The sequence below is a fragment of the Actinoallomurus acaciae genome (genome assembly GCF_042429965.1).
GTDB classification, from domain to species: Bacteria; Actinomycetota; Actinomycetes; order Streptosporangiales; family Streptosporangiaceae; genus Actinoallomurus; species Actinoallomurus acaciae.
Window position 1 is genome coordinate 1 of sequence record NZ_JBHLZP010000567.1, and the last position, 4,983, is coordinate 4,983.

Sequence of the window (4,983 nt, forward strand, 5' to 3'; positions counted from 1 at the left end):
ACCGCCTGGAGCGCGCAGCCGATCCCGCCCAGCAGCAGGCCCCAGGCGAGGAGCGCCCGGGGAGACCGGCCGCGCAACCGCCGCCCGCCGGCCAGTGAGGTCACGAAGGACGCCAGCGCGAGCGGCAGCAGCGCCAGTCCGGCGCGCACCGGCCCCAGCCCGAGCCCCGACTGCAGCCAGACCGACGTGTAGACGAGCGCGGCGAAGGCCGCCGTCGAGGCGAGCACGCAGACCATCACCGCGGCGAACGACGCGCGGGCGAACAGCCGTACGTCCAGCAGCGGCGTGCGGCTCCGGAACTCGACGTAGCCGAACGCGGCCAGCGCGAGCACCGCGAAGACGAGAGCCGCGGTCCGACCCCTCTGCCCGGCCGTCAGGCCGTACGTGAGCGCGCCGGCGCCCAGGGCGAAGGTGATCACTCCGGCCAGGTCGAAACGCGTCCCTGCGGCCCGCCGTCCCTTCTCCAGGACCCGCGAGGACAGCGCGATCGTGGCGGCGGCGAGAGGCACGTTGAGGAAGAAGATCGCCCGCCAGCCCAGGTATTCGGTGAGGACGCCGCCGAGCATCGGGCCGATCGCGGCCGACAGGCCGGTCACGGCGCCGAACACCCCCATCGCCCGGCCCAGGTCCGGCCCCCGGTAGACGGATCCGATCAGCGCGAAGGCGGTCACGGCCATCGCCGCCCCGCCGACGCCCTGCACCCCGCGGGCGCCGATCAGCGCCGCCGGGCTCCACGCCAGGCCGCAGGCCAGTGAGGCGGCGCCGAAGACCGTCAGCCCGGCGAGGTACACCCCGCGCGAGCCGAACCGGTCCGCCAGCGACCCCATCGTGAGCATGAGGACGGCGAGTACCAGGGTGTAGACGTCGGCCACCCACGAGAGCGTGGACAGCGACGCCGACAGGCCCGTGCCGATCGCGGGGAGCGCGACGGACAGCACGGTGGTGTCGAGCAGGAACATGAAGGTGCCGAGACAGACGGCCGCCAGAGGCCACCACGGACGCATGAGACTCCTTTGCCGGGAGGGCGGGACGTCCCCTACGTTCGTGACCGGCCGGCCGCTGCCGCCAGCACGGCGCCGATCGGCGACGGATACCGGCATACTTGCGCGAATGAAGACGGATACCGTCCCGCTGGACGCGGTCGACCAGAGCCTCGTGCACGCGCTGCAGATCGACGGCCGTGCTCCGTTCCGCGCCATCGGCGAGGTCCTCGGCGTCTCGGAGAACACCGTCGCCCGCCGCTACCGCCGGCTGCGCGCCGCCGGGATCCTCCGCGTCGTCGGCACCCTCAACGGAGGCCGGCTCGGCTACAGCAACTGGACCATCCGGCTGCAGTGCACACCGGACGCCGCGAACGCCATCGCCCGGGCGATCGCCGCCCGCCCCGACACCTCCTACGTCCACCTGCTCTCCGGCGGCACCGAGATCTCGTGCAGCGCACAGACGCCCGGCCCCGACGAGAGCGAGGCCCTGCTCCTGCACCGGCTCCCCAGGACCAGCCGCGTCACCTCCGTCTCGGCCCACCTGCTGCTCGGCCACCACGCGCTTCCCAGCACCTGGGCCGGGCCCGCCCGGCTCAGCCCCGAACAGGCCGCGCTGCTGGCCCCGCCGCCCGCCGACGACGGCGAGGTGACGCTCGCCCCGGCCGACCACCCGCTGTTCGACCTGCTGTCCCGGGACGGCCGGGCGAGCCACGCGGAGCTGGCCGAGACGACGGGCTGGTCGGAGGCGACCGTACGGCGCCGCCTGGCCGCCCTGCGCCGGTCCGGGGTGCTCACCTTCCTCGTCGACATCCCCCCGGCGGCGCTGGGCTTCCGCGCGGAGGCCCGCCTGTGGATGTCGGTACGCCCGTCGCGGCTCACCGCCGTGGCGGCGGCGATGGCCGAGCACCCGGAGGTCTCCCTCGTGGCCCTGACCACCGGCCCGACCAACCTGCTCGCGGCGGTGAACTGCCGGGATTCGCCGGACCTGGCCCGCTACCTGACCGAGAGCGTCGGCTCGCTGGACGACATCCGCGCGGTCGAGACGGCCCCGATCATCCGCACCGTGAAACGCGCCGGCGCGCCGCTACCGCACGACGTCAGGAGCTCGGGCCCGACGCGAGCAGCTCCAGCGTGTCGATGAGGCGGTTGGAAAAGCCCCACTCGTTGTCGTACCAGGCCACCACCTTGACGTGCCGGCCGTCGACGCGGGTGAGGGCGGCGTCGAAGATCGCCGACGCCGGGTGGCCGGTGATGTCGCTGGAGACCAGCGGCTCGTCCGCGTAGTCGAGGACGCCCTGGAGCCGCCCGTCGGCGGCGGCGCGGTAGGCCGCGAGCACCTCGTCGCGGGTGACCTCGCGGGAGACCGCGGTGTTCAGCTCCACGATCGAGCCGACCGGCACCGGCACGCGGATCGAGTCGCCCGACAGCCTGCCGTCGAGGTTCGGCAGCACCAGGCCGATGGCCTTGGCGGCCCCGGTGGTGGTGGGCACGATGTTCACCCCGGCGGCGCGGGCTCGGCGCAGGTCGCGGTGGGGGCCGTCCTGCAGGTTCTGCTCCTGCGTGTAGGCGTGCACCGTGGTCATGAAGCCGTGCTCGATGCCGGCCAGGTCGTCCAGCACGGACGCCAGCGGAGCCAGCGCGTTCGTGGTGCACGAGGCATTCGAGACGATCACGTGTTCGGCCGGGTCGTACGCGTCGGTGTTCACGCCGTAGGCGAGCGTGACGTCGGCGCCGGCGGAGGGGGCGCTCACCAGCACGCGTCCGGCGCCGGCGCGAATGTGCGCGCGGGCGGCGTCCGCCGAGGTGAAGCGGCCGGTCGACTCCAGCACGATGTCGACGTCCAGCTCGGCCCACGGCAGGTCGGCGGGGTCGCGCTCGGCGAGCACCGTGATGGGGCGGCCGTCGACCACGAGCCGGGACCCGTCGGCCTCCACGGAGCGGCCGAGGCGGCCGAGCGCGCTGTCGTACTTGAGCAGGTGCGCGAGCGTCTCGGGGGCGGTGAGGTCGTTGACCGCGACCACCTCGAGCTTGCTGTCGCGCTCCAGCAGGGCCCGGAGCGTGTTACGTCCGATGCGGCCGAATCCGTTGACGGCGATGCGGGTCATTTGCCCTCCTTCGTCGCTGGGGCGTGCCTTTTGATTCCCTCGCTGCGCTCGGTCATGGAGGCTCCTTTCGTCACGCCCTCCATGCTCGGCACCGCGGCGACGGGCAGAAAGTGGCCTGAACGACAACGTGCGCAAGTATCTCGCCAGTGTTTTCGCCACCGACCGCAAGGATCGCGCCAACGGGCCTCAGGCCGAGAAGGTGTGCCGGTACTCCGTCGGCGAGGTGCCGAGAATGCGCTGGAAGTGCAGCCGCAGGTTCGCGGCGGTGCCGAGCCCGACCCGGTCGGCGATCTGCCCCACGGCCAGATCGGTGCGTTCGAGCAGCTCGCGCGCCAGGTCCACCCGCGCCCGGAGCACCCACTGCATCGGCGTGTAGCCGGTGTCCTCCACGAACCGCCGCGAGAAGGTGCGCGCCGACACCCGCGCGTTGCGGGCGAGCGCCTCCAGGGTCAGGGGCTCGTCGAGGTGCCTCAAAGCCCACTCACGCGTGCTCGCGAACACGTCGCCGAGCGGTTCGGGCACACTCCGGGGGACGTACTGCGCCTGCCCGCCGTTGCGGTAGGGCGCGGCCACGAGCCGGCGCGCCACGCGGTTGGAGAGCGCGACGCCGTGGTCGCGCCGCACCAGGTGCAGGCACAGGTCGATACCGGACGCCGCGCCCGCCGAGGTCAGCACGTCGCCCTCGTCGACGAACAACACGTTCTCATCCACCCGTACGAGCGGATGCCGTTCGGCCAGGATCTTCGTGTAGTGCCAGTGCGTCGTCGCCCGCTTGCCGTCGAGCAGGTCCGTCGCCGCCAGCGTGAACGCCCCGGTCGAGATGGCCGCGAGCCGGGTCCCGCGCTCGCGCGCGGCCATGAGCGCGCCGACGACGGCCGCCGGCGGGTCGGTGGTCGCCGGCTCCCGGTAGCCGGGGATGAAGATCGTGTCGGCGCGCTCCAGGGCCTCCAGGCCGTCGGCCACGTGATAGGACAGGCCGTCGCCGCCGGTCACCAGCCCGGGTGCGGCACCGCACACCCGCACCTCGTACGGCATGCTCGGCCGGCTGGAGAACACCTGCGCGGGGATGCCGACGTCGAGCGGCTTCGCGCCCTCCAGCACGAGCACGGCGACGTGGTGGTTCTCCCGGATCATCCTGCCTCCCTCGTCCCGTGCCATCATCTCGCCCGGGCCGCGGGGGCGAGGCTCAGAGGGGGAGCGTGAAGGGGGCCAGCCGGGTGTAGACGCCCGGGTAGCCGTCGCGGGCGCAGCCGTACGCCCACGACGTGATGCCCGCGAGCCGGCCGTTCACCACGAGCGGGCCGCCGCTGTCGAACTGGCACGTGTCGCCCTTCGGCGAGCCCGCGCAGACCATGTCGCGGTGGTCGAAGGACGAGCCGTACGCGCCGGCGCAGCGCGCGTCGGACACCAGGGGGATCGTGGCCTGGCGAAGACGCGAGTTGAGCACGTCGAGCTCGGAGGTCGTGCCCCAGCCGAGCACCTGGGCGGGCGTGCCCGGCGGGTACAGGCCCGCGCGGTCGATCAACGGCAGCGGGAGGCGGTCCACCACCGGGCGGCTCAGCGTCAGCACGGCCACGTCGTGGTGTTCGACCGTCTCGCCCTTGAACTCCGTCTCCTTGAAGCCCGGCTGCACCCAGATCGACTTCACCTGGACGCTCTCGCCGTCCTTCTTGGTCAGGTCGGCGCGGCCGAACGTGGCGCTCAGCAGGTTCGGCACCGAGCGCAGGAAGTCGACGCAGTGCGCGGCCGTCACGACCTTGTCCGCCGACACCAGCGTGCCGCCGCAGAACTGCCCGGACGGCCGGACGATGAACGCCGGGGTGCCCACGGCCGCCAGCCAGGGCGGCGCCGCGGCGGCGGTGCCGCCGGTGACCTCGGTGGGGCCCGGCGCGGTG

5 protein-coding genes are annotated in these 4,983 nt (G+C 73.4%); 1 reads left to right on the plus strand and 4 read right to left on the minus strand.

Annotated features, from left to right (window positions below):
* Positions 1-1,004: MFS transporter (locus ACFFNX_RS42015; protein WP_378211822.1), on the minus strand; the 1,004-nt coding region annotated here is incomplete at its 3' end.
* Positions 1,005-1,110: 106 nt separating this feature from the next.
* Here ACFFNX_RS42015 and ACFFNX_RS42020 point away from each other — a divergent pair.
* Complete coding sequence (locus ACFFNX_RS42020; protein WP_378211824.1) at positions 1,111-2,124, plus strand: Lrp/AsnC family transcriptional regulator; 1,014 nt, start codon at positions 1,111-1,113, stop codon at positions 2,122-2,124.
* Here the strand turns inward: ACFFNX_RS42020 and gap are convergent.
* The 3 genes from gap to ACFFNX_RS42035 all read right to left on the minus strand — a co-directional run.
* Positions 2,081-3,088, minus strand: a complete 1,008-nt coding sequence (gene gap, locus ACFFNX_RS42025; protein WP_378211826.1) for a type I glyceraldehyde-3-phosphate dehydrogenase — start codon at positions 3,086-3,088, stop codon at positions 2,081-2,083. The genes ACFFNX_RS42020 and gap overlap by 44 nt on opposite strands.
* 186 nt (positions 3,089-3,274) lie before the next feature.
* Complete coding sequence (locus tag ACFFNX_RS42030) at positions 3,275-4,222, minus strand: GlxA family transcriptional regulator (protein WP_378211828.1); 948 nt, start codon at positions 4,220-4,222, stop codon at positions 3,275-3,277.
* Between the two features lie 52 nt (positions 4,223-4,274).
* Positions 4,275-4,983, minus strand: a 709-nt coding sequence (locus ACFFNX_RS42035) for a serine protease (protein WP_378211830.1), incomplete at its 5' end; no start/stop codon positions are given.

What these genes read in the sequence shown, in the direction of transcription:
- gap (WP_378211826.1), bottom strand. Translation starts at nt 3,088, where the DNA reads ATGACCCGCATCGCCGTCAACGGATTCGGCCGCATCGGACGTAACACG.
- ACFFNX_RS42020 (WP_378211824.1), top strand. Translation starts at nt 1,111, where the DNA reads ATGAAGACGGATACCGTCCCGCTGGACGCGGTCGACCAGAGCCTCGTG.
- ACFFNX_RS42030 (WP_378211828.1), bottom strand. Translation starts at nt 4,222, where the DNA reads ATGATCCGGGAGAACCACCACGTCGCCGTGCTCGTGCTGGAGGGCGCG.